General features: G+C 61.1%; 26 protein-coding genes. 13 read left to right on the top strand and 13 right to left on the bottom strand.

Annotated features, from left to right (window positions below; translation table 11 throughout):
• From trmFO to AACZ55_RS08085, 3 genes are all read right to left on the bottom strand, one after another.
• On the bottom strand, positions 1–1,121 hold a 1,121-nt coding region (gene trmFO / locus AACZ55_RS08095), incomplete at its 3' end, for a methylenetetrahydrofolate--tRNA-(uracil(54)-C(5))-methyltransferase (FADH(2)-oxidizing) TrmFO (RefSeq protein WP_339645011.1).
• Positions 1,122–1,216: 95 nt separating this feature from the next.
• Positions 1,217–1,777: a type 1 glutamine amidotransferase domain-containing protein gene (locus tag AACZ55_RS08090; protein ID WP_339645008.1), complete on the bottom strand. Its 561-nt coding sequence runs from the start codon at positions 1,775–1,777 to the stop codon at positions 1,217–1,219.
• A gap of 140 nt (positions 1,778–1,917) precedes the next feature.
• Positions 1,918–2,067, bottom strand: a complete 150-nt coding sequence (locus tag AACZ55_RS08085) for a DUF1127 domain-containing protein (RefSeq protein WP_338606778.1) — start codon at positions 2,065–2,067, stop codon at positions 1,918–1,920.
• Between the two features lie 141 nt (positions 2,068–2,208).
• Here AACZ55_RS08085 and AACZ55_RS08080 point away from each other — a divergent pair, with 141 nt between their 5' ends.
• Positions 2,209–2,859, top strand: a complete 651-nt coding sequence (locus tag AACZ55_RS08080) for a glutathione S-transferase family protein (RefSeq protein ID WP_339645005.1) — start codon at positions 2,209–2,211, stop codon at positions 2,857–2,859.
• A 65-nt stretch (positions 2,860–2,924) separates the two neighbouring features.
• On the opposite strand, the gene AACZ55_RS08075 is transcribed toward AACZ55_RS08080, so the two are convergent.
• The 3 genes from AACZ55_RS08075 to uvrA all read right to left on the bottom strand — a co-directional run bounded on the left by AACZ55_RS08075 (position 2,925) and on the right by uvrA (position 6,417).
• Positions 2,925–3,074, bottom strand: a complete 150-nt coding sequence (locus AACZ55_RS08075; protein ID WP_338606780.1) for a DUF1127 domain-containing protein — start codon at positions 3,072–3,074, stop codon at positions 2,925–2,927.
• Between the two features lie 164 nt (positions 3,075–3,238).
• Positions 3,239–3,400, bottom strand: a complete 162-nt coding sequence (locus tag AACZ55_RS08070) for a hypothetical protein (RefSeq protein WP_339645002.1) — start codon at positions 3,398–3,400, stop codon at positions 3,239–3,241.
• Positions 3,401–3,525: 125 nt separating this feature from the next.
• A complete protein-coding gene (gene uvrA, locus AACZ55_RS08065) occupies positions 3,526–6,417 on the bottom strand; it encodes an excinuclease ABC subunit UvrA (protein WP_339645000.1) in 2,892 nt (963 codons plus the stop codon).
• 318 nt (positions 6,418–6,735) lie between these two features.
• Here uvrA and ssb point away from each other — a divergent pair, with 318 nt between their 5' ends.
• Positions 6,736–7,212 (top strand): single-stranded DNA-binding protein, encoded by a 477-nt coding sequence (gene ssb, locus AACZ55_RS08060; RefSeq protein WP_090832385.1) that lies wholly within the window; start codon positions 6,736–6,738, stop codon positions 7,210–7,212.
• A 57-nt stretch (positions 7,213–7,269) separates the two neighbouring features.
• On the opposite strand, the gene AACZ55_RS08055 is transcribed toward ssb, so the two are convergent.
• From AACZ55_RS08055 to AACZ55_RS08045, 3 genes are all read right to left on the bottom strand, one after another.
• Entirely contained in the window at positions 7,270–7,794 is a 525-nt protein-coding gene (locus tag AACZ55_RS08055) for a hypothetical protein (protein WP_338606782.1), read from the bottom strand.
• On the bottom strand, positions 7,778–10,036 hold the full coding sequence (locus tag AACZ55_RS08050; protein WP_339644997.1) for an efflux RND transporter permease subunit: 2,259 nt from the start codon (positions 10,034–10,036) through the stop codon (positions 7,778–7,780). Before AACZ55_RS08050 ends, AACZ55_RS08055 begins: the two co-directional genes overlap by 17 nt.
• 94 nt (positions 10,037–10,130) lie before the next feature.
• Positions 10,131–10,565: an Lrp/AsnC family transcriptional regulator gene (locus AACZ55_RS08045; RefSeq protein WP_339644994.1), complete on the bottom strand. Its 435-nt coding sequence runs from the start codon at positions 10,563–10,565 to the stop codon at positions 10,131–10,133.
• Between the two features lie 117 nt (positions 10,566–10,682).
• Between AACZ55_RS08045 and rocF the strand changes: the two genes are divergently transcribed.
• Together rocF and rocD are read left to right on the top strand one after the other, a co-directional pair.
• A complete protein-coding gene (gene rocF / locus AACZ55_RS08040; RefSeq protein ID WP_339644991.1) occupies positions 10,683–11,609 on the top strand; it encodes an arginase in 927 nt (308 codons plus the stop codon).
• Between the two features lie 12 nt (positions 11,610–11,621).
• On the top strand, positions 11,622–12,824 hold the full coding sequence (gene rocD / locus AACZ55_RS08035) for an ornithine--oxo-acid transaminase (RefSeq protein ID WP_339644988.1): 1,203 nt from the start codon (positions 11,622–11,624) through the stop codon (positions 12,822–12,824).
• On the opposite strand, the gene AACZ55_RS08030 is transcribed toward rocD, so the two are convergent.
• The 3 genes from AACZ55_RS08030 to AACZ55_RS08020 form a co-directional block, all read right to left on the bottom strand.
• Positions 12,821–13,750, bottom strand: a complete 930-nt coding sequence (locus AACZ55_RS08030) for a YihY/virulence factor BrkB family protein (protein ID WP_339644986.1) — start codon at positions 13,748–13,750, stop codon at positions 12,821–12,823. The two genes, rocD and AACZ55_RS08030, sit on opposite strands and share 4 nt — an antisense overlap.
• Positions 13,751–13,754: 4 nt before the next feature.
• Entirely contained in the window at positions 13,755–14,210 is a 456-nt protein-coding gene (locus tag AACZ55_RS08025; protein ID WP_338606788.1) for a host attachment family protein, read from the bottom strand.
• Between the two features lie 66 nt (positions 14,211–14,276).
• On the bottom strand, positions 14,277–15,467 hold the full coding sequence (locus AACZ55_RS08020; RefSeq protein ID WP_339645014.1) for an MFS transporter: 1,191 nt from the start codon (positions 15,465–15,467) through the stop codon (positions 14,277–14,279).
• Positions 15,468–15,677: 210 nt separating this feature from the next.
• Here AACZ55_RS08020 and gyrA point away from each other — a divergent pair, with 210 nt between their 5' ends.
• The 9 genes from gyrA (at position 15,678) to map (ending at position 25,441) form a co-directional block, all read left to right on the top strand.
• Positions 15,678–18,440, top strand: a complete 2,763-nt coding sequence (gene gyrA, locus AACZ55_RS08015) for a DNA gyrase subunit A (protein ID WP_339644983.1) — start codon at positions 15,678–15,680, stop codon at positions 18,438–18,440.
• Between the two features lie 74 nt (positions 18,441–18,514).
• Positions 18,515–19,135 carry a LysE family translocator gene (locus AACZ55_RS08010; protein ID WP_339644980.1) on the top strand — a complete coding sequence of 207 codons (621 nt, stop codon included), beginning with the start codon at positions 18,515–18,517 and terminating at the stop codon, positions 19,133–19,135.
• Positions 19,136–19,147: 12 nt separating this feature from the next.
• Positions 19,148–19,636, top strand: coding sequence for a pantetheine-phosphate adenylyltransferase (gene coaD / locus AACZ55_RS08005; protein ID WP_338606790.1), 489 nt, complete (start codon positions 19,148–19,150; stop codon positions 19,634–19,636).
• Positions 19,636–20,250 carry a peptidylprolyl isomerase gene (locus AACZ55_RS08000; protein ID WP_339644977.1) on the top strand — a complete coding sequence of 205 codons (615 nt, stop codon included), beginning with the start codon at positions 19,636–19,638 and terminating at the stop codon, positions 20,248–20,250. The genes coaD and AACZ55_RS08000 overlap by 1 nt, the downstream gene beginning before the upstream one ends.
• 27 nt (positions 20,251–20,277) lie before the next feature.
• Positions 20,278–20,754, top strand: coding sequence for a peptidylprolyl isomerase (locus AACZ55_RS07995; RefSeq protein WP_339644974.1), 477 nt, complete (start codon positions 20,278–20,280; stop codon positions 20,752–20,754).
• Between the two features lie 69 nt (positions 20,755–20,823).
• The gene (gene queA / locus AACZ55_RS07990; protein ID WP_339644971.1) at positions 20,824–21,897 is read left to right on the top strand and encodes a tRNA preQ1(34) S-adenosylmethionine ribosyltransferase-isomerase QueA; all 1,074 of its coding nucleotides are present in this window, start codon (positions 20,824–20,826) and stop codon (positions 21,895–21,897) included.
• Positions 21,894–23,033, top strand: coding sequence for a tRNA guanosine(34) transglycosylase Tgt (gene tgt, locus AACZ55_RS07985; RefSeq protein WP_339644969.1), 1,140 nt, complete (start codon positions 21,894–21,896; stop codon positions 23,031–23,033). The genes queA and tgt overlap by 4 nt, the downstream gene beginning before the upstream one ends.
• A gap of 5 nt (positions 23,034–23,038) precedes the next feature.
• A complete protein-coding gene (gene pgi, locus AACZ55_RS07980) occupies positions 23,039–24,679 on the top strand; it encodes a glucose-6-phosphate isomerase (protein WP_339644966.1) in 1,641 nt (546 codons plus the stop codon).
• 3 nt (positions 24,680–24,682) lie between these two features.
• Positions 24,683–25,441 carry a type I methionyl aminopeptidase gene (gene map / locus AACZ55_RS07975; protein WP_339644963.1) on the top strand — a complete coding sequence of 253 codons (759 nt, stop codon included), beginning with the start codon at positions 24,683–24,685 and terminating at the stop codon, positions 25,439–25,441.
• Between the two features lie 36 nt (positions 25,442–25,477).
• On the opposite strand, the gene AACZ55_RS07970 is transcribed toward map, so the two are convergent.
• Entirely contained in the window at positions 25,478–26,008 is a 531-nt protein-coding gene (locus AACZ55_RS07970; RefSeq protein ID WP_339644960.1) for a hypothetical protein, read from the bottom strand.
• Between the last annotated feature and the right edge of the window lie 325 nt (positions 26,009–26,333).

The raw sequence follows: 26,333 nt of genomic DNA, 5'->3' as shown, positions 1-26,333 counted from the left end.
GCGCGCAGGTTCACCACGTTGAGCGTGAGCAGGATCGCGATGCCGACCAGCGCGACGACCCAGACCCCGACCAGCGCCCGGCGCGCCTCGAACCGCAGGCGCGGATCGGCCTTGAGCTTGAGGTCTGGCCCCAGCACCTTGGGGGAATTGAGGAATGTGTTGCGATGCAAGCCGCCAAGCCGTGCAAACTGGGCGTTTTCGAGCCCGGGGATCATGCGGAAGATTTCGGTCTGGACGCCATAGCGCATCTTGGTCTGGAAACCGACCATGTTCCAGAGCGTGCCAAGCGCGTTGTCCTGGCGAAGCTGGATCACGGCATAGGGCTTGGTTTCCGGATCGCGCGGGTTGGTGAGCCCTACCGGCTTCATGGGACCGAAGCGCAGGGTTTCGCGGCCGCGTTCGGCCATGACTTCGATGGGCAGGCAGCCATCGAAATAGGGGACGATCTCCCAGTCCTTGAATTCGTGAAGCGGCGCGGCCAGAAGCGCGTCGATGAAGGCATTGTATTGCTCTTGGGTCATCGGGCAGTTGAGATAATCGGCGCCGGTGCCGGCAGGGCCGGGTTTGTCGTAGCGCGACTGGGCCCAGACGATATCGAGATCGATGCTGTCATAATGGATGATGGGGGCGATGGCATCGAAAAAGGCCAGCGAATCTTCGCCGGTCAACTCCTGGATGGCCGCGGCGAGAGCGGGCGAGGTCAGCGGGCCGGTGGCGACGATGACATTGTCCCATTCGGCGGGAGGCAGGCCGGCGATCTCCTCGCGTGCGATGGTGATGCGGGGGTGGGCCTCGAGCGCTTCGGACACCATTTGTGAAAAGCCGTCGCGATCGACGGCCAGCGCGCCGCCGGCAGGCAGGGCGCTTTTGTCGGCACAGGCCATGATGAGCGAATTGGCGCGGCGCATTTCCTCGTGCAGCAGGCCAACGGCGTTATGTTCATGATCGTCGGAGCGGAAACTGTTCGAGCACACCAGCTCGGCAAAGCCATCTGTGTGGTGCGCGTCGGTGGGTTTGACCGGACGCATTTCGTGCAGCACCACGTCGACGCCCGCCTGGGCTGCCTGCCAGGCCGCCTCGGACCCTGCAAGACCGCCACCGATCACATGAATTTTCGCCATGACACCATCCGTTTATGAAGCTGGGAAGGCTATAGACGAAAAGCGCGCGGCAATCCAAGACTGCCGCGCGCTGCGTTTGGTCACAGGTGTTTGAGTCAGGCGGCGCGGCGCTCGTGCCGGCCCTCATTGATCTCCTCGGCGATCTTTTCGCAGAAGGCGTCGAGATCGCCGGGATTGCGGCTGGTGACGAGGCCCTGATCGGTGACGACCGAACTGTCTTCCCATTGCGCGCCGGCGTTGATGACGTCGGTCTTGACCGAAGGGTAGGACGTCATCTTGCGGCCCTTTGCGATGCCCGTTTCGACAAGCAGCCAAGGGGCGTGGCAGATGGCGGCGACGACTTTCTTGTCGGCCCAGAATTTGCTGATGAAATCGAGGGCCTTTTGTTCAACCCGCAGCAGGTCGGGGTTGATCTGGCCACCGGGGAGGACGATGGCGTCGTAATCATCGGCCGAGACGCTCTCGAGCGTCTTGTCGACGTCGACGGCGCGGCCCCAGTCATCCTTGTCCCAACCCTTGATCTGGCCGGGTTCGAGCGAGATGACATGAACCGTTGCGCCGGCCTCGCGCAGCTTGTCACGCGGAACTTCGAGTTCGGACTGTTCGAAACCGTTGGTGGCAAGAACTGCTATGGATTTGCCTTGCAGGTTTTGCATGACTTTCCCTTTCTTTTTTGGAGAAAGGGAGAACGGACAAGTGCCGCGCGATGTTCCTGAAGGCTAACCCGGGGCAAAAGAAAAAGGGCGCTCCATTCAAGAGCGCCCTTCAGACTGTCTGATCATTGCGGCCAGTGCGGTTAGAGCGCACTGGCATGGTCGCGAGCAATGCGCTGGATGTCCGAGCGTGCGATGCCGAGATCGCCCAGTTCGCGATTGCCGAGAGCGTTGAGTTCACGAACCGTCTGCTGGTAGGCCGACCAACGCTTGAAAGTCTTGCGAATGTCCATTTTGTATCTCCTTTCGTCTTACGCCCTTTAGCTAATGAGAATCGGCGCCCATGTGCAGAGGGTAATTGTTCATTGCCGCCTTGCATGTTCTGCATGACTATTGGGCGGGCGATTCAGCCTTGCTTAACAAATGAGCTTTTTATGACGGATCTGATACTTTGGGGACGGGCGAGCTCGGCCAATCTGCAAAAGGCGCGCTGGGCGCTTGAGGAGACGGGGGCTTCGTTCGAATTGCGGGAAGCGGGTGGCCGATTCGGAGGGCTGGATACGCCGGAATTCGGCGCTCTGAACCCCAACAGGCTGGTGCCGGTGCTTCAGCATGGTCAACTGACGGTCTGGGAGAGCCATGCCGTGGTGCGTTATGTCGCGGCGGCGTTTGGCGGCACAGAACTGTGGCCCGAGGCGCCGAAGGATCGGGCGGCAATCGATCAGTGGACGGACTGGACGGCGACGACCTTTCAGCCTGCGTGGATACGCCTGTTCTGGCTTCTGGTGCGCACGGCACCTGAAAAGCATGACAGATCGGCGATCGCGGCGGCCCTCGAGGAGACGGTAGCGGCGTTGCGGATGATGGACAGGCAGTTGGACAAGACCGACCATCTGGCCAGCGATGGGTTCAGCTACGCCGATATCGTTGCGGGGGTTTCGCTTTATCGCCTGACGACCATGGATATCGCGCTGCCTTCATTGCCGGGAATCGAGGCCTGGCATGGCCGGCTCAAACAGCGGGCGGCCTTCGACAAGACAGTGTGCATTTCCTATGAGGAATTGCGGGCGCGCGCGGTGCCGTGAGTCAAAAAAGGCATCCCGGTCAAGGATGCCTTTTTCGTGTTCGGACGTTGGAGGTCGTCTGAAGCTTAAAGCTGGCTGGCATGATCGCGCGCGATGCGTTCGATATCGCCGCGGGTGATGCCGAGGTCGGTGAGTTCACGGTTGCCAAGCGAATTCAGTTCGCGAACCGTCTGCTGGTAGGCCGACCACTTCTGAAAAGTCTTACGAATACCCATGTGATGTTCCTTTCGTTTCGATGACCGGGATATAGCCCCTTAAAGACGACCTTTGCACTAGGGATTTGGTCATTTCGGGCATGCGGTTTTCGCATGGCTGGGCGAAGGGACAAATGGAGAGCGGCGCTCCGGGGTAACGGAGCGCCGCGCGTTGTCTTGCCGGACTATTCCTGGCGGTCGAAAAGGCCCTTGGTCATCTTGGTGAAATCCCGAACCGGGATTTCCAGATCGTCGCAGCCACGCCGGGGAACGGGGGCTATTCGGCGCAGACTTCGCGGGTCTGCGCCAGGGAATTTCGATTGTCTCCAGGCGATACGGACGAACATGGAATCCTCCATGCGGGTTGCTTGCACCCCACAAGGATAGGCCCGAATCACGACAGTGCGTTATCGGGCCACGCGCACGCCGCCCCTGCATGGGGCGCATGGCATCGGGCCTTCTGTGCGGCAGGTCATTGCGCCGCGGTCATGCGCAAAGGCCGGCGCTCCATGATTTCCTTGAGGAAGTGGCCGGTATGGGAGCGGGGGCTCTCGGCGACCTGCTCGGGGGTGCCGACGGCAACGATCTCGCCGCCGCCATCGCCGCCCTCGGGGCCAAGATCGATGATCCAGTCGGCGGTTTTGATCACTTCGAGATTGTGCTCGATGACGATGACCGTGTTGCCGGTATCGACAAGCTGCTGGAGCACATCGAGCAGTTTGGCAACGTCGTGGAAATGCAGGCCGGTGGTGGGCTCGTCGAGCACGTAGAGCGTGCGGCCGGTGGCGCGTTTGGACAACTCCTTGGCCAGCTTGACGCGTTGCGCCTCGCCACCCGAAAGCGTGGTCGCCTGCTGGCCGATCTTGACGTAGCCCAGCCCGACCCGCTGGAGGGTGACGAGCTTGTCGCGAATGACGGGCACCGCGGAAAAGAACTCGGCACCTTCATCGACCGTCATATCGAGAACGTCGGAAATCGACTTGCCCTTGAACTGGACTTCGAGGGTTTCGCGATTATAGCGATGACCTTTGCAGACATCGCAGGTGACATAGACGTCGGGCAGGAAGTGCATCTCGATCTTGATGACACCATCGCCCTGGCAGGCCTCGCAGCGCCCGCCCTTGACGTTGAACGAGAAACGCCCCGGGCCATACCCGCGCGCCTTGGATTCGGGCATGTTGGCGAACCACTCGCGAATGTGGGTGAAGGCACCGGTATATGTGGCGGGATTGGAGCGCGGGGTGCGCCCGATTGGGCTCTGGTCGATGTCGATGACCTTGTCGAGCAGTTCGAGCCCGGTCAGGCTTTCGTGCAGGGCCGGATGCACGCGCGCGCCGTTGAGGCGGCGGGCGATGGCCTGATAGAGCGTATCGACGGTCAGCGTGGACTTGCCGCCGCCCGAGACGCCGGTGATGGCCACGAACATGCCGAGCGGGATATCGACCGAGACATTCTTAAGATTGTTGCCGGTTGCACCCTTGAGCGAAAGCTGGCGCCCCTTTTTGGCCTTGCGGCGCTCGGCGGGAACCGGGATGCCCATGCGGCCAGAGAGATACTGCCCGGTCAGGCTGTCGGGATGCGAGAGGATGTCGTCGGGCGTACCCTGGGCGATAATGTGGCCCCCATGAACACCGGCGCCCGGTCCGATATCGAGGACGTGATCGGCGGTGAGAATGGCGTCTTCATCGTGTTCGACGACGATGACCGTGTTGCCCAGATCGCGCAGGCGGCGCAGGGTTTCGAGCAGGCGGGCATTGTCGCGCTGATGCAGGCCGATCGAGGGTTCGTCGAGCACGTAAAGCACGCCTGTCAGCCCCGAGCCGATCTGGCTGGCAAGGCGGATACGCTGGCTTTCGCCACCCGAAAGCGAGCCCGAATTGCGCGAAAGCGTGAGGTATTGCAGACCGACATCGTTGAGGAAGGCCAGCCGGTCGCGGATTTCCTTGAGGATACGCTCGCCGATTGCCGACTGGGTCTGGTTGAGATGGGCAGGCAGATCGGCAAACCATTCGGCGGCGCCCTTGATGGACAACTCGGACACCTGGCCGATGTGGGATCCATGAATCTTGACCGCCAGAGCCTCGGGCTTCAGGCGATAGCCGTTACAGGCCGGGCAGGGGGCGGCGGACATATAGCGCTCGATATCTTCGCGGGCAGCCGAGGATTCGGTTTCGCGATAGCGGCGCTCAAGATTGCCGATGACACCCTCGAAGGGTTTCTGGGTCGAATATTTGCGCAATCCGTCGTCATAGATGAATTCGATCTTGGTCTTGTCGGTGCCGAACAGGACCGCGTGCTGGACCTCGAAGGGCAAATCCTGCCACGCGGTGCCGGTCGATGCCTTGAAGTGGCGGGTGACGGCCTGCAGGGTCTGCAGATAATAGGGCGAAGAGGTTTTCGACCAGGGCTGGACGGTGCCATCCCGCAACGACAGCGAGCCATCGGGGACCACGAGATCGGGATCGATCTTGGCCTCGGTGCCGAGCCCTGAACAGACCGGACAGGCGCCGAAGGGGTTGTTGAACGAGAACAGACGCGGCTCGATTTCCGCAATGGTAAAGCCGGACACCGGGCAGGCGAATTTTTCCGAAAAGGTCAGGCGTTTGGGGGTGCCGTCGTCCTCGGTCTGGTCCGCATATTCGGTCAGCGCGATGCCGTCGGCCAGACGCAGCGCGGTTTCGAAACTTTCCGCCAGTCGGCCGGCGATATCGCCATTGACGACGACCCGGTCGACCACGACCTCGATATCGTGCTTGAGCTTCTTGTCGAGGGCGGGTGCCTCCTCGATCTCGTAGAACGCGCCGTCGATCTTGACGCGCTGAAAGCCCTTTTTCATCAGTTCGGCGAGTTCCTTACGGTACTCACCCTTGCGGCCGCGCACGATGGGGGCCAGCAGATAAAGGCGGGTGCCTTCCTCGAGCGCCATGACCTTGTCGACCATCTGGGAAACGGTCTGGCTCTCGATGGGGAGCCCGGTTGCCGGGGAATAGGGGATGCCGACGCGGGCGAACAGCAGGCGGAGATAATCGTAGATCTCGGTGACCGTCCCCACGGTCGAGCGTGGATTGCGCGACGTGGTTTTCTGCTCGATGGAAATGGCCGGTGAAAGGCCCTCGATGCTTTCCACATCGGGCTTTTGCATCATTTCAAGGAACTGACGCGCATAGGCCGAAAGGCTTTCGACGTAGCGGCGCTGGCCCTCGGCATAGATGGTATCGAAGGCGAGCGAGGATTTGCCCGAGCCCGAAAGCCCGGTCATCACGATCAGCTTGTCGCGGGGCAGGCGAACGTCGATATTTTTGAGGTTATGCTCCTTGGCGCCCCGGATGACGATGTCGCGGTTGGGATTGGAAATGTCATTCATGGGCGATTATCCAAGGATAGCGGGCCGGGCGGGCGGCAACAAAAGTCTTAACGGGCGCGGGAGGCGTCCGGTTCACTTAAGCACAACTCCGCCCGCCTGCAAGGCCGCCTTGTGCACGGCAGCAATGCTTGTGAACATAATAGGAACAAATTAGATTTCGTCAAGCTTGACATTTCGCATTTATCTAGAACAAAATGAGAACAAACGAGTTGTGCATAGAACTTGCGGGCGCTGAACTTTTGCCGCCGATGGCTATATAGTGCGCTCAACGTGACTGGCCGGACCCTGGTCCGGCGGACAAGAGACAGGAAGGCGAATATGTCGGGAAGCGTGAACAAAGTTATTCTGGTGGGCAATCTGGGTGCCGACCCTGAAGTGCGGTCGCTGCCCAATGGCAACCCCGTGGTCAATCTGCGCATCGCGACGTCCGAGCGCTGGCGCGACCGCAATTCCGGCGAGCCACGCGAAAAGACCGAATGGCATCGCGTGGTGATCTTCAGCGAGGGGCTGGCCAAGGTGGCCCAGAACTACCTCAAGAAAGGCGCCAAGGTTTATATCGAGGGCCAGCTCCAGACCCGGAAATGGGAAAAGGACGGCCAGGACCAGTACACGACCGAGATCGTGTTGCAGGGGTTCAATTCGACGCTGACCATGCTCGACGGGCGCGGTGAAGGTGGCGGCGATCGCGACAGCGGCGGCTATGGCGGCGGCAGCCGACAGGTCGAAAATCGCGGGCGGCCATCCAGTGCTCCAGCCTTCGAGCCGGGCGGCATGGACGACGATATCCCGTTCTGAACGAAAAAGGGCGCTGCGAGGCGCCCTTATCATATGCGGCAAAAGGGGTGCTTGCCACTATTGGCTGAAGGGCACCTGGGCCGTGGTGATGCCGCCGGTCGAGAGATCGGTGATCTGGAGGTCCATGCCGATCCGGGCGCCCTGAAGGGCCATTGCGGCCTCGATCTGGTATTCCTTGCCTTCGGCGTTGCGGTTGATGAGTTCGAAATTGACGTCATCCCCGCTGCGGCGGCCAATGGCCAGGCTCTGGAAACCGGCAACCGAAGACATTGCGGCCTCATACTGGCTGGCCTGCTCGTTCCAGATCATCGTGCCGGCCACCGCGATGGTTCGACCCGCCAGCGTGCATCGGCCATCGAATGTGATGCGCGCCGCGCCGGTATCTTCAACGCTCATTCGGCAAACGACGGTTTCCTCCTTGCCGGTGGATGCCAGTACGGCAGAGCCCCGACCGCGCCATTCTCCGACATAGCTCTTGAGCAATTCTATATCCTCGGGCGCCGCCAAGGCGGGTCCGGCAAGCGGCAGGCTCGCAAGGGCGATGGCGCAACCCGCAAGGGTGGATCTAAGCACGGATCTCATTTTTTCTTTCACTCCATCTGGCAAACATCATTCCGCCACCGATCAGCAGCGCGGGCAACACGATCAGATCGCCGATCAGCGCCGCAAGCAGCGTGATGATGGTCAAAAGGCCGAACAGGGCGACCTGGGGGAGAACCGAAACCGTGACCACGGCACATCCGGCGATCAGGATGAGCGTAGTTGCGATCAGGGCCGGGCCTACCCTGTCGAGGGTCGTATCGACCGCATGGGCAATGCTTTCTCCGCGTTCACGCGCCCGGGCGTAATGGGCAAGGAAGTGGATTGTGTCATCGACAGCGATACCAAAGGCAATCGTTAGGGAAATGACAGTCGTGAGCTGCAGGTGAATGCCCGATAAATAGAGGAACAATTCGGTCAAAAGGACCGGCAGGCTGTTTGGAATCACCGCCACGAGCGCCATTTTCCAGGACCTAAAGGCGATGCCAATCAAAACGACAGACAAGAAAACCGCGAGCACGAGACTGATCTGCAACGTCGCGATCATATCGAGGCTGGCATAGGCGGTGAGCACGCGAAAGCCCGAGATTTCGGCGCCTTCGATGCCGGCGGCGGCCAGTTCGGCGCGCATGGATTCGATAAGGGCCACCGTCTGCTGCGCGTTTTCCGATGTCGGAGAAAAGGCGGTTAGCAGGGCCTGCATGCCGTCATCTGTTACGAAGCGTTGGCGCAGGAACGGGCCGACGGCCTCGAAAATGCGCTCGCGGGAAAATCCCAGGTCGGAATAGTGCCGGAAGCTGGCGGCCGAAATGGCCTTGCCGGCACCGAAATTGTTTTCGGCGATCTGGTGAACCTTTTCGACGGTGGCAAAATCGCCGTCTGTCATTTCGGTCAGCCCGCCCTGGAGCGGTATGCGGATATAGACGGGCGCCACGCCGCCGACGCCGGCATCTATCCGCTCGCTGGTGGCGATGGCATCGCTGCCGCGGGGCAGGAAATCCTGGAAGCGGAACCGCGCTTCGAGCAGGAAATGGGGTATGAGCAACAAGCCCACGACAATGATTGCGACAATCGCTGCCGGGCGCGGGGCGGCGCGGGCCAGGCGGCGAACAAAGGGTATGGGCGCGGTAAGAGCGGCGGCCGGTGTCTTGCGCATCTTAAAGCCCAGGCGCACGGCGAGCAGCAACGACAGCGGCAGGAAGGTCACGAGGGCCAGAAAGGCCAGCGCCATGCCCATGGCACCGGAGATGGCGAATTCGCGCAAGCCCTGTCCCGGCGCGAGGGTGAGGCTGACAAAGGCGATGATCGTCGTGATGGTGGTCAGGGCACAGGCCGGGCTGACCTTGCGCACGGTCTCGACCAACGCCTGGCGCTGATCGACGCCGGAATTGCCGGTCCGCATCCAGTAGAGGCAGAAATACATGCTTTCGGCGAACGCAATGACGAGCACCAGCGCGGAGACGATGTTGGTGAGAAAGGTGAAGCTGCCAAACACCAGAATGGTCATGCCGGTGACCCAGAAGGCCGTGACCACGGGAGCGAACGTGGCGATCAGGGCTCCCCAGAAGGTGCGGAAACTCAAAAATGCCGTGAAAAAGCCGAGCGCTACCCCGGCGAACATGAACATGAGCTGGTCGAAGCGCGAGGCGTTGAGCACTTCCTGTTTCCAGATGGACGGACCGGTCAGCTCGATCCGGATGTCCTCGCTCGCATAGGCGGCGATCAACTCGCGCATGGACGCGATCATGGCTTCGTCGCCGCGCTCGATCGAGATCTCGGGGTCGGGGAACATGATCATGACCATCCCCGCATTGTCTGCGAGAATGAGGTTGCTCATCAGCGGATCGTTGGCACGCAGATCATCAAGAGCGGCGGCCACTTGTGCGCGGGTCTCCATGCCCTCGGGAACGGCGGGCACCGAGGTGCCGCCTTCGGCCGGGCGCCGCAGGGAAAAGGGCGACATGGTGCCGGCGGCAAATTCGTTCAGTTCGAGTTCGAACCCCAGAAAGCGCAGGTCTTCGAGGGTTTCAGGGTCGGTCAGATTGTCCGACCGCACCAGGAGATAGACGTCGTTTTCGAAGGTGCCGAAATTTTCGTTGAGCGCCATATAGCGGTCGTATTCGATGCCGGAGCCGCGATAGAGGCGCAAAAGATCGCCGTCGATGTTGAATTTGGTGAGCTGGAAGGTGCAAAGGGCCGTGAAGGCGAGGACCGCAATGGCCATGATGCGCGGGAACCGAAGGGTCAGCAGACCCAGTCGCTCAAGGCCAAATCCGATCGACACTTGGTTTCTCCTCCGGGCGAATCGCAGGGAAAAGGCGCGTTTGAATTGGTAAAGGCTTGAGCGGGCGGCGTCCACCGTGGAGGACTGACAGGCGCTAGCGGCGGAAGCGGGCGGCGAGCAGGATATTGGTTTCGCTGAGGCTGATGCCTTCGATCAGCCTGATGGCGCCGAGGATGGAATCGAAATCGGGCAGCGAAGCGCTTTCGATTTCGGCGACGAGGTCCCAGCGCCCGTTGGTGCTGTAGAGTGCCCGCACCTGGGGTAGGCCCGAGAGGGCGCGGGCGACCTTTTCGGTTCCTCTACCCTCAACCTCGATCATGGCTATGGCGCGGACGCGCTCGGCGTCGTCGGGTTCGCCGAGGCGAACGCCATAGCCCGAGATGGTGCCGTTGGCTTCCATGCGTTCCATGCGGGTCCGGACTGTGGTGCGGGAAACGCCAAGGGTTGTGGCAAGGCTGGCGATGGGCAGGCGGGCATCGTCGCGCAGTAATGCCAGAATTTTGCGGTCCAATTGGTCGGTACTTGGCATATCGCGCAATGGTCCTTGTCAGATCGGCCAATACTTGTGCCAGATTGCGCAGATTTGCAACTTTCCGTCTTCGCATTGCTTGGGCATGCTGGCGTGAGCATTTGGAGGCAAGAGCGCATGCGTGGACCACAGCCCAGGACAATCACCCTGATCGGAGCGCCTATCGAGGGCGGCGCGGGGCGGCAGGGGTGCTCGATGGGACCGAAGGCCCTGCGTATTGCCGGGCTGGCGGACGCCTTGTCGGGCCTCGGGCACACGGTGATCGACCGTGGCGATGTTGGGCCGCGGGACAATGATTTCGCGCTCGATGGGCTGGCGCACAATGTGGGCGAAGTGACCGGATTTGCGCGTTCGCTGGCCGATGCAGGGGAAGCGGCGCTTGCGGACGGGACCGCGGTCTATCTGGGCGGAGATCATGCGCTGTCATTCGGCTCGGTGGCGGCGGCTCTGCGCCATGCGGACCGATTGGGCAAGACGCTGCATGTGCTCTGGCTGGACGCGCATGCCGATTTCAATACGCCGCTCAGTTCGACGTCGGGCAATATGCACGGCATGCCGGCAGCGTTTTTTTGCGGCGAGGCGGGGTTCGAGGGAATGCTCGAGTGCCCCAAGATGGAGGCGACCCGTTATCATCTGGTCGGTGCGCGCTCCATCGATTCGGCGGAGGTCGATCTGCTGGCGGCGCGGGGTGCCGATGTCAACGACATGGCCGAGGTCGACGAATATGGAATTGCCGCGATCCTGCGGCGCATCCTTGGCGCGGTCGAGGCCGATGACGCGCTTTTGCATGTGAGCCTCGATGTCGATTTCATCGAGCCCGATCTGGCGCCCGGCGTGGGCACGACGGTGCCCGGCGGCGCGACGGTGCGCGAGGCGCATCTGGCAATGGAAATGGTGGGGCGGTGCGGGCGGCTGGTCAGTCTCGACCTGGTCGAGCTCAACCCGTTTCTCGACGATCGGGGAAAGAGCGCCCGGCTGATGGTCGATCTGGCGGCCAGCGCCTTCGGGCGCCGCATTTTCGACCGTCCGACACAACCTGCATAATCGAGGAAGAACATGGCACTGACCGAGGATCTTATCGCGCTGGAACAGTCTCTGGGCGCACACAATTACAAGCCGCTCGACGTGGCGTTGGTGCGCGGCGAAGGCGTGTTCGTCTATGATGTGGACGGCAAGCAATATCTCGATTGTCTGTCGGCTTATTCGGCGGTCAATCAGGGCCATTGCCATCCCAAAATCTTCGAAGCGATGGTCGAGCAGGCCAGAAAGCTGACGCTGACCTCGCGGGCCTTTCACAACGACCAACTCGCCCTGTTCTATCAGGAGATCGCGGAGCTTACCGGATCGCACAAGGTGCTGCCGATGAACACGGGGGCCGAGGCGGTCGAGAGCGCTATCAAGGCCGTGCGCAAATGGGGTTATGAGGTCAAGGGCGTCGAAAAGGACAAGGCGGAGATTATCGTCTGTGCCAACAATTTTCACGGGCGGACCATGGGGATCGTCGGGTTTTCGACAGATCCGGATGCGCGGGGCGGGTTCGGACCGTTCGCGCCGGGGTTTCGGATCATTCCGTTCGGCGATGCCGAGGCGCTGGAAAAGGCGATTACGCCCAATACCGTCGGGTTTCTGGTCGAGCCGATCCAGGGCGAAGCTGGCGTTATCATTCCGCCGGAGGGGTATTTCCGGCGCGTCCGGCAGTTGTGCACCGACAATAATGTGACGCTTATATTAGACGAAATTCAAACGGGGCTCGGCCGGACGGGAAAGCTGCTGGCCGAGCAGCATGAAGGCATCGAGGCTGACGTTACGCTGCTGGGCAAGGCGCTTTCGGGCGGGTTTTACCCTGTGTCTGCCGTGCTTTCCAATTCGGAGGTTCTGGGCGTGCTTCAGCCGGGACAGCATGGCTCGACGTTTGGCGGCAATCCGCTGGCCTGTGCAGTGGCGCGGGCGGCGCTGCGGGTCTTGACCGAGGAGGGCATGATCGAAAATGCCGCCGCGCTCGGGCCGTATTTCCTCGACGGGCTGGCCGGCATCAAATCGAACCATATCCGTTCGGTTCGGGGGCGCGGGCTGATGCTGGCGGTCGATCTGCACCCTGAAGCGGGTGGAGCGCGGAAATTCTGCCATACACTTAAAGAGCATGGCATTCTGGCCAAGGACACCCACACCGACACGATAAGGATCGCACCGCCCCTGGTGATTACCAAGGGACAGATCGATGATGCGCTTGAAGTGTTCTACAAGGTGCTTGCGGGTTAGGTTTCCACATTGTCGGCGACGTAGGCACCGCGCTTGCCCATGGGGCGGTCGGGGCCGACCGTGCTGTCGACGGCGGTCCGCAGTTCGATGCCAGCGTTGAGCGCCGCTCCGAAGACAAAGATCTGGGCGGAGATGAACATCCAGAACAGCATGACCACGGCGGCAGCGAGCGATCCGAAAGTGGCCTCGAACTCGCCGAAATATTCGACATAGAGCGAAAACAGCAGGCAGGCGACGATCCAGACGAGGGCCGCCAATGTCGCTCCGGGCCAGATCCAGCGCAATTTGGCGCCACGCCTGTTGAGAGCGTAGCGGTAGATCAGAGCAAAGGCGACAACGGCCAGGGCGAGAAGTGCCGGCCAGCGCAACAGCAGGGCAAGCTGTTCGCTGGTGCCCGGAAAGGGGGAGAGAGAGGTGACGATGGGAATGGCCGCGATCAGCGTCAGGGCCACGACCAGAAAGACAGCGCCGAGAACGGTCGTGGCAAAGGCCACCAGCACTCCAATGAAAAAGCCGCGATCCGATGTCTCGCCATAGGCGACCGAGGTGGCGTGCAGGAGTGCATCGACGCCGCGCGAACTACTCCAGAGTATGACCACTATGGAAATGGCCAGTCCGACGCCGAACCCTGTCTGATCCTGGTTCATGAAGGAGTCGAGCTGATTAGCGATCAGCGAATAGGCAATGGCCGGCATGATGTCGGAAAATCTGTCGATCTCGGCCCGCAGCGCACCATAGTCACCGAGCATGCCGACCAGCGACACGACGATGCCGATGGCGGGAAAGATCGACAGGAATCCGAAAAACGCAACCCCGGCGCAGCGAAGGGACATGTCCTTTTCGCTCATGGTCTTTATCGTATGGATCGCAACGCGCTTCCAGTCCCGCAACGAGAGGGCGAAAGGATTGTGCGCCGAATGGGTCACCTGGCTAGCTCGCGCTGAGAATACGTTCGATCTGATCCACCGGATGGTTGGTCAGCGTCTTGGGAACTTCGCCGATTACGCGGTCAGTGACAACCGCATGGAGTTCCTTGCGCAATTCGCCCAGGAGCCGGGGGGCCGCGCACAAGACGATCTGCTTGTAACGATTCTGGTTGGCGTATTTGTAGAGCAGTTCGGCGGCTTCCTTGGCGAAACGCTCTTCGGCAAGCCGATGCCAGTCAGTCGGCTCCATCGCGCTCTTGTGGCCGGGACCGCTGTCGTTCATCCGGCCGGGCGCGTCGGTGCCCTGTTCCCGTGTTGGCGGATTGTCCTGTTCCATTTCGCGCACGACCTTGAAAACAGGATTTTTGCGCGTGCCCGTGTTTTCAAAGAACAAAGCTTTTTCGCCATCAGCGACAAGCACCCAGACCTTGTTGTCGACCTTGAAATCCATTTCCTGCATGGGTGGCTCCTGTTCTTTCGAAATGCGAACAGGGAACGGGTCAGGGCGGCGTGGGTTCCGAGCGGATCACTCGGCACTGAAATTGGCGTGGCGGGCCAGCCGGGAGAGGCCGAGGGTAACGAGAACAAGGGCCGCCGTGCCCATCAGAACCGGCGAAAAGCCCGTGTGCTCGGCGATGAAACCGATGGCGGATGGGGCGACCAGAATGCCCGAATAGCCCATGACCGTGACAATCGACAGCCCGATCCCCGAGGGGATGCCCGGGAGGTTTCCGGCGGCGGAAAAGGCGATGGGGACGATGTTGGAAATGCCGATACCGGCAATGGCAAAGCCCAATATGGCGAGTTGGGGCGTGGGGGCGAGTGCGGCAAGCATCATGCCGGTCAGCGCGAAGCCCCCGCATATGCGCAGGGTGACGACGGCGCCGAGCCTTTGCCGGATGAAATCGCCCGCAAAGCGCATGATGGCCATCGTCGCGGAAAAGGCGGCAAAGCCAAGCGCTGCAAGTTCGATGCCGGCCCCGTGCTCCTTTTGCAAAAAGAGCGCCGACCAATCGAGAATGGCCCCTTCGGGAATCATGGAGAACAGCGCCATGATGCCCACGAGATAGGGCAGCGGCGAGCGGGGAAATTTCAGCGGTGTCGCGGCCCGGGCCTCTGGCGTTGGTTGATCCTGAGCGAGGAGCGGGAGCGCGAAAAGGGCAGCGCTGGCGGCCAGGATCGTGAGAATGAATGCGTGAGCCAACTCGCCCAGCGCGCCGAGCAGAACGCCGCCCAGGGCGGCACCAAGCAAGGCACCCAGGCTCCAGAAACCATGGCATGAGGACATGATCGCCCGCTTCATGCGTTTTTCGACGGCCACCGCATTTGTATTCATGGCCACGTCCATGCCGCCGATGAGGCCGCCGAACACGAAAATGACCACCGCGGTGGTTATCAGTTCGGGAGCGATGGTGAGCAGGAACAGCATGGGCAGGACGCCAAGCGTCGCGGGCTTGAGCAGAGGGGCGGATCCGTGCCGTGCGGTCAGCGCGCCGATAACGGGCATGATGGCAATCGAGCCCAGACCGAAGACCAGAATCAGCAGGCCCATTATCGACTCGGTTATACCGAGCCGCGCCATAAGCACCGGAATCTTGGGCGCCCAGCTTCCCACAAGAAAGCCATTGACCAGAAACAGGGCCGAGACGGCCAGCCGGTCGCCGCGCATGCCGAAATAAAGCGGCGCAGAGCCGCGGGACGTCGCCAGATCGGACATCGAAATCCACACTCGCAAAAGGGGATGGTCGTTGTCCTTCATTCAACCGATTGCGCCAATTTGGGCAAGCCTTTTTCTGTAATCGATGTCATCGGCGGCCCTTAGCAAGAAAACTGTGCCTCGAAGGTGTCATAAGGGCGCGCAAAACTGGCATCTGCGTTCGGAATCGACTAAACCCGGTGCCAGCAGAATCAGTGCAGAACGAGCATCGTGACAGATACGCCAGAAGATGACGCAGGCAGCGTAACGCCCTCCGACATCCACCCGATCTCGATAACCGACGAGATGCGCAAGTCCTACCTCGACTACGCGATGAGCGTGATCGTGAGCCGGGCCTTGCCCGACGTGCGCGACGGGCTCAAACCCGTGCATCGCCGCATCCTCTTTTCGATGCACGAGCAGGGGTACGAACACAATAAGCCCTATCGCAAATCGGCCCGCGTGGTTGGTGACGTGATCGGTAAATACCACCCGCATTCGGACGATGCGGTCTATATGTCCCTCGTGCGCATGGCGCAGACCTTCTCGATGCGGGTCAAGCTGATCGACGGGCAGGGAAACTTCGGTTCGGTCGATGGCGATATGCCGGCGGCCATGCGCTACACAGAAGCGCGCATGGAAAAGGTCACCGGCTCGCTGCTCGACGATCTCGACAAGGATACCGTCGATTTCCGAGACAACTACGACGCGAGCGAGCGCGAACCGACGGTTCTGCCGGCGCGCTTCCCCAATCTGATCGTCAATGGCGGCGGCGGCATCGCCGGGGGCATGGCCACCAACATCCCGAGCCACAATCTGGGCGAGGTGATCGACGCGTGCCTGGCCATGATGGACAATGCCGACATCACGGTCGACGAATTGATGGAAATCATTCCCGGACCGGATTTTCCGACCGCGGGGATCATCATCGGCAAATCGGGTATCCGTTCGGCTTATGAAACCGGTCGCGGGTCTGTGCTTATGCGCGGGCGGGTTACGGTCGAAGAGGTTCGCAAGGAACGCGAAGCGCTGATCGTTCACGAGATACCCTATCAGGTGAACAAGGCGACGATGATCGAAAAGATCGCCGAGATGGTGCGCGACAAGCGCATCGAAGGCATCGCCGATATTCGCGACGAGTCCGATCGGCAGGGCATGCGCGTGGTCATCGAACTCAAGCGCGATGCCGTGGCCGATGTCGTGCTCAACCAGCTCTATCGCTATTCGATGCTGCAGACCTCATTCGGCTGCAACTTCGTGGCGCTCAATGGCGGCAAGCCCGAACTGATGAACCTGCAGTCGATCCTGCAGGCGTTTTTGCGGTTCCGCGAAGAGGTGATCACCCGCCGTACCCGGTTCCTGCTCAACAAGGCTCGCGATCGCGCCCATGTGCTGGTCGGGCTGCTGGTCGCGGTCAACAATGTGGACGAGGTCATCCGCCTGATCCGTTCGTCACCAGACCCCGCGACGGCGCGCCAGAAACTGCTGGAGCGCGATTGGCCGGCATCGGACGTGATGGATCTGATCGGGCTGATCGACGATCCGCGTCACCAGATCAATGACGACGGCACCTTCAAGCTCTCGGACGAACAGGCTCGGGCCATCCTGGCGCTGACCCTGTCGCGGCTGACGGCGCTTGGGCGGAACGAAATCGGCGATGAGCTCAACTCGCTCGGCGAGCAGATCAAGGATTATCTCGACATCCTGCGCTCGCGCGCGCGGGTTCTGGGCATCATTCGCGACGAACTCAACGAGATCAAGGACCAGTACGCAACGCCGCGCATGACCCAGATCGACGAGTTCGCCGGCGATCTCGACGATGAAGACCTGATCGCGCGCGAGGACATGGTCGTGACCGTCTCCCATGCCGGTTACATCAAGCGCGTTCCGCTTTCGACCTATCGCGCGCAGCGCAGGGGCGGGAAGGGGCGTTCGGGCATGTCGACACGCGACGAGGATTTCGTCGCGAGACTGTTTGTCGCCAATACGCACACGCCGGTGCTGTTCTTTTCCTCGCGCGGCATCGTGTACAAGATGAAGGTCTGGCGTTTGCCGGTCGCCGCGCCTCAGGCGCGCGGCAAGGCGCTGATCAACATGCTGCCGCTCGAAGATGGCGAGCGGATCACCTCGATCATGCCGCTGCCTGAAGACGAGGACAGCTGGGCGAGCCTCGATGTGATGTTCGTGACCCAATCGGGCAATGTGCGCCGCAACAAGCTTTCGGACTTCGTCGAGGTGCGTCAGAACGGCAAGATTGCCATGAAGCTCGATGAGGGCGACGGAATTGTCGGCGTCGAAACGGCTTCGGAAAGCGACGATATCCTGATCACCACGGCCAAGGGCCAGTGCATCCGCTTTGCGATCACCGATGTGCGCGTGTTCAAGGGGCGCGATTCGACAGGGGTGCGGGGCATCAACCTGGCGAAGGGCGATGAAGTGATCGCCATGTCGATCCTGCGGCACTTCGATGCTTCGGCGGAAGAACGTGCGGCGTATCTGAAGATGAGCCGTGCGGTGCGCGGCGAGGCCGACGAAAACGCGGAAGTCGCAGAAGCTGTCGAGGTCGACGAAGAGGTGGCGGGCGATGCACCGCTCGATCAGGACCGTTATGCGTCCATGAGTGCGGCTGAGCAGTTCGTTTTGACCATTTCGGAAAAGGGTTTTGGCAAGCGGACTTCGTCGTTCGAATACCGTGTGACTGGCCGAGGCGGCAAAGGCATCGTCGCCATGGCGGTCAACAGCCGAAACGGCAGCCTTGTGGGCTCGTTCCCTGTGGAAGACGAAAACCAGCTTATGCTGGTGACAAATGGCGGCCAGGTGATCCGCGTACCAGTCGATGGTATTCGCATTGTCGGGCGGTCGAGCCAGGGCGTCACGATCTTCCGTACGGCAACGGATGAAAAAGTGGTGTCGGTGGAACGCATCACCGAGCCTGAAAGCGCCGAGGGCGAAGAGCCCGAAGATGGTGCCGAGGCTCCTCCGAGCGAAGAGTAATCGAGCATAGCCATGGCCCTTGCCAGAATCCTGGGGCCATGGCTAGCTGAGGGCGCTTTCCCGTGGAGGGTGCCATGCCCGATATAACTTCGCTTCTCGCTTTTCTCGCGGCTTCATTTTTCATAGCGGTCGTTCCCGGACCGACCGTGACTGTCATCATTGCCAGCGCGTTGTCGCGCGGGACGATGGCCGGCATGGCCATTATTCTGGGCACGCAGTTGGGGTTGGTCTCGATGATCGCGGTTGTCGCCTTCGGCCTTGAGGCGGTGATGAGCCTGATGGGTTGGGCATTCGACTGGATCAAGCTGATCGGAGCGGCGTATCTGATCTGGCTGGGCTATCGCATGCTGCGCGCGAGCGGGGAGATCGAGACAGTTAAGGCCGAGCGGCACAGGAGCCTGCGCGGCTATGTGGTTCAGGGTTTTGTGGTCATCTGGTCCAATCCCAAGGCATTGCTGATGTTTGGCGCTTTTCTGCCGCAATTCGTGGTGGCCAGCGGTGCGGCGCTGCCGCAGATCCTCTTGCTGGGCGGATTGTTCATGCTGGCGACGACGCTGAGCGATTCCGTTTATGCGGTGCTGGCCGGACAAGCGCGCCACTGGATCAATGCGGCGCGGGTGCGGCTGGTCAATCGCGTTTCGGGCGCTGTGCTGATCGGGGGCGGCATCTGGCTTGCGCTCCAGCGCCGAGCGTGACAAAAACCGGCAATGACTGAGCGTGTGGGATTTTACCCCGGATCGTTCGATCCGGTGACCAACGGCCATCTCGATGTTATCGAGCGGGCGTGCAAACTCGTGGACCGGCTGATTGTCGGGATCGGGGTCCATGCGGCCAAAAAGCCGATGCTGAGCGCGGACCAGCGGCGCGACCTGCTGGCGGAGACTGCTGGGGCGATCGGGACGCGCAAGGGCGTGGCAATCGAGATCGTCGAGTTCGACGGATTGATGGTTCAGGCGGCACAGCGCTGCGGCGCGGGCATGGTCATTCGCGGGCTGCGCGATACGACTGACTATAATTACGAAATGCAGATGGTGGGCATGAACGCGCAGATGGCGCCAGACATTCAGACGGTATTTGTGCCTTCGAGTCCCTATGTGCGCCATATTTCGGCAACTCTGGTGCGCCAGATAGCGGAGATGGGGGGCGATATTGCCCCCTTCGTGCCGCGTGCCGTGCTCAAACTTCTGGAGACATGATGGCTGATCATTCCGCCAAACCGGCCAACCGCATGGTTGGCTTTCTCGTTTTCGCTTTCGTTGCCGTTTTCGGCGTTATGGTTGCATGGCCTTATCTGCCATTCGGGCAGACCCCAGCCATGGCACAATCTGCCTCCGAAGCGCCCGCGGACGCCCCTATTGCCACGATGACGCTGGAGGGCGGCGATGTGACGATCGCGCTGCGTCCCGATCTGGCGCCCGAACATGTGGCGCGGATCACCGAACTGGCCAATTCGGGCTTTTATGACGGCTTGAAATTCCATCGGGTGATCGATGGGTTCATGGCCCAGACAGGCGACCCGCAAGGCACGGGAATGGGCGGGTCCGACCTGCCCGACCTCAACGCCGAGTTTTCAAACGAATCCTTCGTGCGCGGGACGCTGGGGATGGCGCGCTCGGCCAGCCCCAACTCGGCCAATTCCCAGTTTTTCATCGTGACAGCGGATTCGCCGCATCTGAACGGGCAATATACCTTGTTCGGCAATGTCATCGCGGGAATGGAGCTGGTCGACGGGCTGGAAAAAGGCCCGGCAAGCGCCAATGGTGCTGTCGCCAATCCCGACATCATGGTTTCTCTGCGCGTCGCAGAGTAACGATAATCAAGAAAAGGAAAGCCGCTCATGGCCGATATCAAGGATCCGGAAACCACAATCGTCATGGAGACATCGAAGGGCAATGTGGTCATCGAACTGCGCCCCGACCTGGCTCCCGGCCATGTGGACCGCATCAAGGAACTGGCCCGCGAAGGGTTTTACGACGGGATCGTGTTTCATCGCGTGATCGACGGGTTCATGGCTCAGGTCGGCTGCCCCAAGGGCAACGGCACGGGCGGATCGGACAAGCCCGATCTCAAGGCGGAGTTTTCGCAGGAAAAGCATGTGCGCGGCACGGTTTCGGCGGCGCGTTCGGCCAATCCCAATTCTGCCAATTCCCAGTTCTTCATCTGCTTTGGCGAAGCGCCCTGGCTCAATGGTCAGTATTCGGTGTTCGGCAAGGTGATCGAGGGCATGGACGTTGTCGATCAGCTTGAAAAGGGTGAGCCGGTTCGCAACCCCGACAAGATCGTTTCGATGAAGGTTGCCGCCGACGCTGCCTAGGCTGCAGATATCTGAAGTGCTTTGTGTACCCCGGCGCGAGCCGGGGTCGCTTTTTGTGGAAGACGGAAAATGAAGGTCGATCTTTTCGACTTCGATCTCCCTGAAGACCGGATTGCGCTCCATCCGGTTTCGCCCCGCGACAGCGCGAAAATGCTGGTCGTTGGCGAAGAGGGCGCGCTTTCGGATCGGGTCGTGACCGACCTTGAGGCGATCCTGCGCGCGGGGGACGTGCTGGTGGTCAACGATACGCGGGTCATTCCGGCCGAACTGCGGGGCAGGCGGCATCGTGGCGAGTTTTCCGCCTCCGTGTCCTTCAACCTGCACAAGCGGGTGGACGGCAACACCTGGCTGGCCTTTGCCCGGCCGGCCAAACGGCTGAAATCGGGCGACCGCGTGGTGTTCGGGGCCACTTCGGAGGTCTGCATGCTCGATGAACTGGCCGCGACCGTCAAAGCGGTCGAGGACGGGCAGGTAACGCTTGGTTTCGATCTGTCCGACGCGGTGCTCGATGAGGCGATCAAGGCTCGGGGCGCGATGCCGCTGCCGCCCTATATCGGGGCCAAGCGCGACATCGAGGAACGCGACAAGACCGATTACCAGACGGTCTATGCCGAACATGACGGCGCCGTTGCCGCGCCGACCGCGGGCTTGCATTTTACGCCCGAGCTGCTGGAGCGGCTCGAGAGCAAGGGCGTCGGAATCGAACATGTGACGCTGCATGTGGGGGCGGGGACGTTCCTGCCGATGAAGGCGGACGATACCGAGGATCATCAGATGCACGCCGAATGGGGCGTGGTCTCCCCCGAAACGGTCGAACGCATCAAGGCGGCCAAGGCTACGGGCGGACGGATTGTCGCCGTGGGAACCACGAGCCTGCGGCTGCTCGAAAGCGCCGCGCGCAAGAGCGGCACGCTTGAACCTTTCGCAGACGAGACCGATATCTTCATCACGCCGGGATTTGGGTTCCGGGTGGTCGATGTGCTGATGACCAATTTCCATCTGCCGCGCTCGACGCTGTTCATGCTGGTTTCTGCCTTTTCCGGCCTGGAGACCATGCACAGGGCTTATAAGCACGCTATCGATCAAAACTATCGCTTCTATTCCTACGGCGACTCTTCGCTGTTGTTCCGGGCTGACCGATGACCGAAAATTTCCAGTTCACGCTTTCCACCACCGACGGCATGGCGCGTCGTGGGAAGATGGATACGCCACGCGGTGAAATCAGGACGCCGGCCTTCATGCCTGTGGGGACGGCCGGAACGGTTAAGGCGATGTATCCCGAGCAGGTGCGCGAGACCGGTGCCGATATCGTTCTGGGCAATACCTATCATCTTATGCTGCGCCCCGGGGCGGAGCGGGTGGCGCGGCTGGGCGGGCTCCATCAGTTCATGGACTGGCAGCGCCCGATCCTGACCGATTCCGGCGGGTTTCAGGTGATGAGCCTGGCCAAACTGCGCAAGCTCGACGAAAACGGGGTCACGTTCAAATCCCATATCGATGGGTCCTCGCACAGCCTGACGCCGGAGCGCTCCATCGAAATCCAGAAGTTGCTGGATTCCGATATCATCATGCAACTCGACGAATGCGTGAGCCTTCCGGCCGAATATGCGGAACTGGAACGGGCCGTGGAGTTGTCCATCCGGTGGGCGGAACGCTCGAAAAAGGCGTTCGATAACGCCAAGGGCAGGGCGCTGTTCGGGATTGTGCAAGGGGGCGACAACGCAGAGTTGCGGGCACGATCCGCTGCCGGGCTGATCGATATCGGGTTTGACGGGTATGCGGTTGGCGGGCTGGCCGTTGGCGAGCCGCAAGAGGTGATGTTTCGGGTGCTTGACGAAACGACGCCGCAATTGCCAGCGGACAAGCCGCGCTATCTGATGGGGGTGGGTAAGCCCGACGACCTTTTGGGTGCCGTCGGGCGCGGGATCGACATGTTCGATTGCGTGCATCCGACGCGCGCGGGGCGGCACGGGCATGCCTATACGCGGTTCGGGGTGGTGAATCTGAAAAATGCCCGCCACAAGGACGACCACCGGCCGCTCGATGAAGCCTCGCCCAATCCGACGGCGCGGCGGTTTTCGAGGGCCTATCTGCATCATCTTGTCCGGTGCGAGGAAATGCTGGGCGCAATGATCCTGAGCCAGATCAACCTTTCCTATTATCAGGAGTTGATGGCGGGGATGCGAAATGCGATTGAGAATGCGACTTTCGTCCAATATTGCGCAGAGGTCCGCGAAGGCTGGGCCAAGGGCGATCTGCCGGCGCTAGATCAGGGGTGAATACGATGTCGAACAAGGTTCGCAAGGCCGGCTTCGAAGTTTTGAAGAAACACAGAAAGCGCCTGGCCGATACCAGCATGCGCGAATTGTTCGCCCATGATGAGCACCGCTTTTCGGCCTATTCGGCAGCGTTCGGCGACATGCTGCTCGACTATTCCAAGAACCGGATAGACAGCCAGTCGATGGCAGCGCTGTTCGATCTGGCCCGCGAGACGGGTGTCGAAGCGCGGCGCGACCAGATGTGGGCGGGCGATCCCATCAACATCACGGAGCACCGTTCGGTGCTGCATATGGCGCTGCGCTATGGCGGCGAGGAAGCGGTGATGATTGAAGGCGCCGACGTGATGCCGGCGGTGCGGGACGTTCTGGCGCGGATCAAGGGTTTTTCCAACGATGTGCGTGACGGGGCGATCCGCGGTGCGCTGGGTGACCAGTTTACCGATGTGGTCAATATCGGCATCGGCGGGTCCGACCTGGGGCCGGCGATGGTGACGCTGGCGCTGGCGCCCTACACCCGAGCCAATCTGCGTGCGCACTACGTCTCCAATGTCGATGGCGCACACATGCACGACACGCTCAAGGGGCTCGATCCGGCGCGGACATTGTTCATCGTCGCCTCCAAGACCTTCACCACCGACGAGACGATGACGAACGCACACACGGCCCGCAAATGGCTGGCCGATGCGTTGGGCGAGCAGGCGGTCAACGACCATTTCGCCGCGGTTTCTACCAATATCGAGGGCTGCCAGGCCTTTGGCATACGCGAAGACCGCATCTTCGGGTTCTGGGACTGGGTCGGCGGGCGCTATTCGGTGTGGTCGGCCATCGGACTGCCTGTGGCGATTGCCGTGGGGTACGACAATTTCGAAGCCTTTCTGCGGGGCGCCTACGAGATGGATCAGCATTTTCTCACTGCGCCGCTTGAAGAGAACCTGCCGGTTATCATGGGCCTTTTGGGCGTCTGGTACCGCAATGCCTGGGGGTTCGGGACCCATGCGGTGCTGCCCTACGATCAGCGGCTCTCGCGCTTTCCGGCCTATCTGCAGCAGCAGGATATGGAGTCGAACGGCAAATCGGTGACGCTGGGCGGCAAGCAAACACCTTGGGAAACCGGGCCGGTCATCTGGGGTGAGCCGGGGACAAATGGGCAGCACGCCTTTTACCAATTGATCCATCAAGGGACCTCGGTCATTCCCTGTGATTTTCTCGTGGCGGCCAATCCGCACGAAGACTTGCCGCCCCATCACGTCAAGCTTGTCGCCAACTGTCTGGCGCAGTCCGAGGCGCTGATGCTCGGAAAGAGCGAGGAAGAGGTCATAAACGAGCTCAAGGGAACGGGGCTGTCCAAGGCCGAGATCAAGGCGTTGACGCCGCACAAGGTGTTTCCCGGCAACCGCCCGTCCAACACTATTCTGTATTCCCGGCTCGATCCGGCGACGCTGGGCAAGCTGGTGGCGCTCTACGAGCACAAGGTGTTCGTTCAGGGTACAATCTGGAACGTCAATTCCTATGACCAGTGGGGCGTGGAACTGGGCAAGCAATTGGCCAAGGCGCTGCTGCCCAAGGTGGAGGGCGCCGAAACGGCCGAGCGCCATGACAGCTCGACCCGGGGGCTGCTCGATCATTTCCATGCTCTGAAAGGGTAAGCCATGACCATTACGTCCGAGGAAGAACTTGAACGCCTGAAGGTCATCGGTCGTATCTGTGCGATTGCGCGCGATACGATGGCGAGTGCGCTCGAGCCGGGCATGACGACCAAGGAACTCGACAATATCGGACGCAAGGTGCTCGAAGATCACGGCGCGCGCTCGGCACCGGAAGTGACCTACCAGTTCCCCGGTGCGACCTGCATTTCGGTCAATGAAGAGATCGCGCATGGGATTCCCGGAAACCGGGTCATCAAGGCAGGCGATCTGATCAATATCGATGTTTCGGCAGAAAAGGACGGCATTTTCGCCGATACGGGGGCGTCTTATATCGTTCCGCCAGGGTCGGTGCGCCGGCTCGAAAAGCTTTGCACCGATGGCAAGAAGGCCATGTGGGCCGGCATTCGCGCGGTGCGGGCCGGTGGGCGGATCGCCGATGTCGGCGATGCGATCGGCAAGTTTGCCGGCACGAACGGCTATACGCTGATCCGCAGTCTGGCCAGCCATGGCATCGGGCACAAACTGCATGACGAGCCGGGCGAAATCCCCACCTGGCCCGACCGGTCCGAGCGGCGGCGAATTTCCGATGGCCTGGTGTTTACCGTCGAGCCGTTCCTGTCGATGGGCGGGCAGATTGCCGAAGAAAAGTCCATGGACGATCCCTGGACCCTGGTCAGTGTGCCTTCGGCGTCATGTGTGCAGTATGAGCACACGATCGTCGCTACGCGGCGTGGGGCGGTTGTTGTGACGCTGGCTGCCTGAGTTCATTTATGTCTGTGATGGCCGAAGTCCCGGCGATCAGAGCCCGCCAAGCCCATTGGACAAGCGTTGAGCGCGGATGTCGTCGGCGTTTTCGGCGATGTGGGTCTTTAATTCATTGAGCCCTGTGAGGACTTCGACCCTGGCCGTCGCACAGTCGGCGTCGGGGGCGTAGCCGTTTGGCGTGGACTGGTCCCAATCGATCACAGCGTCGATCGTTTCGGAGAGCCTTTCGAGATCGCCAAAGGCATAGAGGTTGATTTCAGACCCGATGACTTCGCTCAGCGCACTGAACAGCGCGGGGTCGCCATCGGGCGGGAGATCGGGGTTGCAGGCGATGTGGGTGCGGTAGCGCAACTGGCCGGCGTAGAACCAGAAAACCGCCTCGTCCTTATCGCCCCGGTCGTAGAGTCGCGAGGCGAGGACGTAGTAGGCGGATGGATGGGCGTTGGGCGCTTCGGCCCTGAGCTGGTCGACCGGCATGGTGTTGAAGTCCTGCGCGAAGGCGGGCACCGTCGACAGCAAAAAGAAAAAGGCAAAAGGGGAGAGGGCGCGATAGAGGGCGGCCATTGGGGTGCTCCTTGAACTGGCGCCATTGGCGACCTGCAATGCGACGCAAATTTGGCAATCGGCGTGCTGCGTCAGGATGCAGCGGGTAAATGCCTTAGGGTCTGTACGCGATTATTTCGCATCCGCGATGGAGACGAAATAGTCGCGTACATATCCTAGGGCAGATGGACCAGCATCAGGGGGGCGGCGATGAGGAGCGCGAGGATGGCGGCGATGCGGAATACCCATGAGGAGCGAAGCCATGTAGGCGAGAGCAGAGAGACGGCGAAAACGACAACGGGCGGGATAAGGGCGACCTGAAGAAAATCGAGCCGCATGAAGTTCT

The sequence above is a fragment of the uncultured Pelagibacterium sp. genome, from assembly GCF_963972885.1.
In the GTDB taxonomy this organism is placed as follows: domain Bacteria; phylum Pseudomonadota; class Alphaproteobacteria; order Rhizobiales; family Devosiaceae; genus Pelagibacterium; species Pelagibacterium nitratireducens.
The sequence above is the reverse complement of the archived record's forward strand: the minus strand, read 5'-3'. Positions and strand labels throughout refer to the sequence as shown.

Bases quoted from the DNA above. Each gene is read 5' to 3' on its own strand.
- AACZ55_RS08090 (WP_339645008.1), bottom strand. From the start codon at position 1,777: ATGCAAAACCTGCAAGGCAAATCCATAGCAGTTCTTGCCACCAACGGT.
- AACZ55_RS08085 (WP_338606778.1), bottom strand. From the start codon at position 2,067: ATGGACATTCGCAAGACTTTCAAGCGTTGGTCGGCCTACCAGCAGACG.
- AACZ55_RS08080 (WP_339645005.1), top strand. From the start codon at position 2,209: ATGACGGATCTGATACTTTGGGGACGGGCGAGCTCGGCCAATCTGCAA.
- AACZ55_RS08075 (WP_338606780.1), bottom strand. From the start codon at position 3,074: ATGGGTATTCGTAAGACTTTTCAGAAGTGGTCGGCCTACCAGCAGACG.
- AACZ55_RS08070 (WP_339645002.1), bottom strand. From the start codon at position 3,400: ATGTTCGTCCGTATCGCCTGGAGACAATCGAAATTCCCTGGCGCAGAC.
- uvrA (WP_339645000.1), bottom strand. From the start codon at position 6,417: ATGAATGACATTTCCAATCCCAACCGCGACATCGTCATCCGGGGCGCC.
- ssb (WP_090832385.1), top strand. From the start codon at position 6,736: ATGTCGGGAAGCGTGAACAAAGTTATTCTGGTGGGCAATCTGGGTGCC.
- AACZ55_RS08055 (WP_338606782.1), bottom strand. From the start codon at position 7,794: ATGAGATCCGTGCTTAGATCCACCCTTGCGGGTTGCGCCATCGCCCTT.
- AACZ55_RS08045 (WP_339644994.1), bottom strand. From the start codon at position 10,565: ATGCCAAGTACCGACCAATTGGACCGCAAAATTCTGGCATTACTGCGC.
- rocF (WP_339644991.1), top strand. From the start codon at position 10,683: ATGCGTGGACCACAGCCCAGGACAATCACCCTGATCGGAGCGCCTATC.
- rocD (WP_339644988.1), top strand. From the start codon at position 11,622: ATGGCACTGACCGAGGATCTTATCGCGCTGGAACAGTCTCTGGGCGCA.
- AACZ55_RS08025 (WP_338606788.1), bottom strand. From the start codon at position 14,210: ATGCAGGAAATGGATTTCAAGGTCGACAACAAGGTCTGGGTGCTTGTC.
- AACZ55_RS08020 (WP_339645014.1), bottom strand. From the start codon at position 15,467: ATGTCCGATCTGGCGACGTCCCGCGGCTCTGCGCCGCTTTATTTCGGC.
- AACZ55_RS08010 (WP_339644980.1), top strand. From the start codon at position 18,515: ATGCCCGATATAACTTCGCTTCTCGCTTTTCTCGCGGCTTCATTTTTC.
- coaD (WP_338606790.1), top strand. From the start codon at position 19,148: ATGACTGAGCGTGTGGGATTTTACCCCGGATCGTTCGATCCGGTGACC.
- AACZ55_RS08000 (WP_339644977.1), top strand. From the start codon at position 19,636: ATGGCTGATCATTCCGCCAAACCGGCCAACCGCATGGTTGGCTTTCTC.
- AACZ55_RS07995 (WP_339644974.1), top strand. From the start codon at position 20,278: ATGGCCGATATCAAGGATCCGGAAACCACAATCGTCATGGAGACATCG.
- queA (WP_339644971.1), top strand. From the start codon at position 20,824: ATGAAGGTCGATCTTTTCGACTTCGATCTCCCTGAAGACCGGATTGCG.
- tgt (WP_339644969.1), top strand. From the start codon at position 21,894: ATGACCGAAAATTTCCAGTTCACGCTTTCCACCACCGACGGCATGGCG.
- pgi (WP_339644966.1), top strand. From the start codon at position 23,039: ATGTCGAACAAGGTTCGCAAGGCCGGCTTCGAAGTTTTGAAGAAACAC.
- map (WP_339644963.1), top strand. From the start codon at position 24,683: ATGACCATTACGTCCGAGGAAGAACTTGAACGCCTGAAGGTCATCGGT.
- AACZ55_RS07970 (WP_339644960.1), bottom strand. From the start codon at position 26,008: ATGGCCGCCCTCTATCGCGCCCTCTCCCCTTTTGCCTTTTTCTTTTTG.